This is a genomic window from Trinickia sp., from assembly GCF_036503415.1.
GTDB lineage: Bacteria > Pseudomonadota > Gammaproteobacteria > Burkholderiales > Burkholderiaceae > Trinickia.
In genome coordinates this window covers 1-3,279 of sequence record NZ_DASXWY010000095.1, presented here as the reverse complement: position 1 = coordinate 3,279, position 3,279 = coordinate 1, and the positions used below count along the sequence as shown (strand labels likewise).

Annotated in this window: 2 protein-coding genes; one reads left to right on the top strand and one right to left on the bottom strand. The window is 62.7% G+C overall.

Features of this window, described 5'->3' with window-relative positions:
- Positions 1-240: 240 nt before the first annotated feature.
- A complete protein-coding gene (locus VGL01_RS13235; protein ID WP_331569981.1) occupies positions 241-1,149 on the top strand; it encodes a LysR substrate-binding domain-containing protein in 909 nt (302 codons plus the stop codon).
- Positions 1,150-1,216: 67 nt separating this feature from the next.
- On the opposite strand, the gene VGL01_RS13230 is transcribed toward VGL01_RS13235, so the two are convergent.
- On the bottom strand, positions 1,217-2,989 hold the full coding sequence (locus VGL01_RS13230) for a SulP family inorganic anion transporter (RefSeq protein WP_331569979.1): 1,773 nt from the start codon (positions 2,987-2,989) through the stop codon (positions 1,217-1,219).
- Positions 2,990-3,279 lie beyond the last annotated feature (290 nt).

Sequence of the window (3,279 nt, the reverse complement as noted above, 5' to 3'; positions counted from 1 at the left end):
CGGGCCGCTTATCGACCAGACCGTTGTGGACCCTCCTCGCATCCTCATAGCCGGCGTCCATGGGTTGCAGGAGCTCCCCGCGGAAGGTGCCGGCAAGCTCGGCCGCAGCGTCGGCCAACGATCTGATCGGCAGCATGGTGTTGTCTCCTCGAATTCATTCCAAGTCTCCACTCGAATCGGCCCAAGAACAAACTCGAAGAATTCAGCTAAGGGTGAACTGGTTTCACCTACACTGCTTGCATGCATAGGCTGCCGCCCCTCGTAGAACTCCGCGCGTTCGACGCGGTCGCTCGGCACATGAGCTTCAAGAAGGCCGCGCTGGAGCTTTGTGTCACGCCTACAGCAATCAGTCATCAGATCCGATTGCTCGAGCGCTATTGTGGTTGCGCCCTGTTCCGTCGCAGGCCGCGGCCCTTGACGCTGACCGATGCAGGAGCGCGGCTGTTCCCGGCCATTCGTGGAGGACTCGAAATATTTGCCACCGCCATCGCGGCCGTCAAGCACGATAGCGACCAGCAGCCCCTTCGCGTGACGACAACGAACGCTTTTGCCAGCCGTTGGCTCGTGCCCCGCCTGTCCGCATGGCGGAACTTGCATCCCGATGTCCCGCTGGAGGTGATCGGCACGGATACCGTGCTCGATCTGAAGGCCGGCGAGGGTGACGTCGCCATTCGTTATGCGACCAGCCGAGTAGTGCCGACGGAAGGCATCGTCGATGATCTCTTGAGAGATACATTCTGGCCCGTCTACAATCCGCACTTGCTTTCAACCGGACAATTGAAGAGACCCGCCGATCTCGCACAGCATGTGCTGATCCACTCCTATTGGTCGCCGGTCGACCGCGAGCCGCCCACCTGGCAGAGATGGCTGGCCGCGGCCCAGCGCAGGTGGCGTGAAGTGCCCGATTTCAAGGACATGCAGCACCTGAGCTTCCGGGAGGAGTTGCATGCCATCGAGGCGGTAATCGCCGGCCAGGGAATCGGGATTTTCAGTGATGCACTCGTCGCACCCGAACTCGCCGCCGGTACCCTCGTAAAAGCATTCAAGCTAAGCTTGCCCGGGTATGGCTTCTATGTGATTCGCCGGCCAGGCCATCCGCGCGAAACGACCATCCGAGCCTTCTCGGAGTGGTTGCGCTCAATTACCTGATCCGGTCGTCTTGTTCGTCCAAATGCGCCTGTGTACCAGCGGCGGTCCTGCGCAATGCGCAAGAAAATCACCTGTCGTCCTCCCAATCATGCCATTCGATCCGCTGCTCCCGCAGATACTCGTTGACCGCACTACCTACCGTCGGCACGAAGTAACGCTCGCCGATACGCTCGTAAATCCCGTATCGCTTCAGGCTGTCCTTGACGGGTCCCTTCAATTCCGCAAAGCAGAGTTGTACCTGCATGGCGTTGAGTTCTTCACCGAGCCCGACGAGCATATCGGCGGCGGTGATGTCGATGTCCGTCACCGGCTCCGCAGCAATGACGATCCAATGCGGCGATGTCGGTGCATCATCGAGTGCGCGCCGCACGCGTTCTTTAAAGATCTGGGCGTTGGCGAAAAATAGCGGGGCATCCCAGCGCAGCAGCACAAGGCCGGGAATGCGTCGGGCATCGGGATGGCGCGAAATGTCGTGGTAGCCCTTGACGCCATCCACGCGGCCGAGCACGGCCGTATAGGGCCACCACGCTCGCCAGAGAAACATCAACAAGGCCAGCGCAAGTGCGATGCCGACGCCCGCCACGACGCCGGATAGCACAACGCCCGCGAAACAGACGAGCGCCTGAACGAATTCCGCACGCCGCAGCCGATAGAGCCGCAGCACGCCGCGGGTTTCAAGTAACGCCAGTGAAGCCGCGACGACCACTGCCGCGAGTGCGGCTTGCGGCGTATCGCGTAGCGCCTGCGGCAGGAAGACCAGGAGAATTGCAACGACTGCGGCCGCCACGAGTCCGGTCACCTGAGTTTTTGCACCGGCCGCCTCGGCGACCGGCGTCCTCGATCCGCTTGCGCTCGTAGGAAAGCCTTCGAACAGGGCGGCAGCGATATTCGCGACGCCGAGCGCGAAGCACTCCTGGTTGCGATCGATGCGGCCTCCACTGCGTGATCCGTAAGTCTGCGACAACATGCTGACGTCGGTGAGCGAGACGAGCGCGATGGCGGCCGCAGACGGACACAGCGCAAGCCACTCGTTCGACGTGAGCAGCGGAATCTGAAACGCGGGCAGACCACGCGGCAAACTTCCGACGACCGCGATACCGGCGCGCGAAGCGAGATCGCCCAACGACGTGGCAAGCGTTGCGGCGGCAACCGCAATCAGCACACCGGGCACCTTGGGCGCCCACCGTCGGCACGCCACAATTATGCCGAGCGAACCGGCGCCGACGGCGAGCGCTGCGCTGTTGGTCCGGCCAGCCAATATGCCGGCCATTAGCTCGCGAGCCTGAGAGAGAAAGGTCTCGCCGGTCACCGAGAATCCGAGCAGCTTGGGCAACTGACCGACGATGATCGTCAACATGATGCCGTTCAGATAGCCGTGACGGATAGGCGTCGAAAGCAGATCCGCCACGAAGCCGAGCTTGAGCACACCCACAGCTGCACAAACGCCACCGGAAAGGAGCGCAAGTGCGCCGGCAAGCATCACCGCTTGCGTGCCGCCACGATGCGCCAACGGCGTGACAGCGGCGACAATCAGCGCGACAAGCGCAGAATCGGGCCCCAGCACGAGGATACGGCTCGGCCCGAACAAGGCATACGCGATCAAAGCTGCCAGCGACGCGTACAACCCCGTCACGGAAGGCATGCCTGCCGCCTGCGCATAAGCCATCCCCGCCGGCACGAGGACAGCGCTCAGCGTGATGCCGGCGATGATGTCGTGCGGCAACCAGGCAAGCCGGTAGGCGCGCAGCCAAGCCAGCGCCGGAAGCCAATGCGCTAGTCGACTTGCAACAGTCTCTTGGCGCGCTGGTGGATCGGTTTCGCGGGATTCACGGGTATGCATGTCGCGCGACCTCGCCACGCCTCATAGCCACGGCTCACCGCATCTGCAGACCGGTGTCAACGTGAGCACCGGAGTCGCTCAGAACCCTCTGCTGCGAAAAAGAACGAGCGGCCTGTGGGCCAATTCAAGCCGCTCGGGTCTGGCCGCGTTAGCTGCCCTTGCCGTGCTCGGAGTCTTCGCGCGGCTGGTGCGCCTCATCTCCGTGGCCGGGGAAGAAAACATTCATCACGGCCCGGACCCCTTCGGCGAGCATCGCCTCGGCGCCGATGCTTTCGGTTTCGCCAGACTTG

Bases quoted from the DNA above. Each gene is read 5' to 3' on its own strand.
- VGL01_RS13235 (WP_331569981.1), top strand. From the start codon at position 241: ATGCATAGGCTGCCGCCCCTCGTAGAACTCCGCGCGTTCGACGCGGTC.
- VGL01_RS13230 (WP_331569979.1), bottom strand. From the start codon at position 2,989: ATGCATACCCGTGAATCCCGCGAAACCGATCCACCAGCGCGCCAAGAG.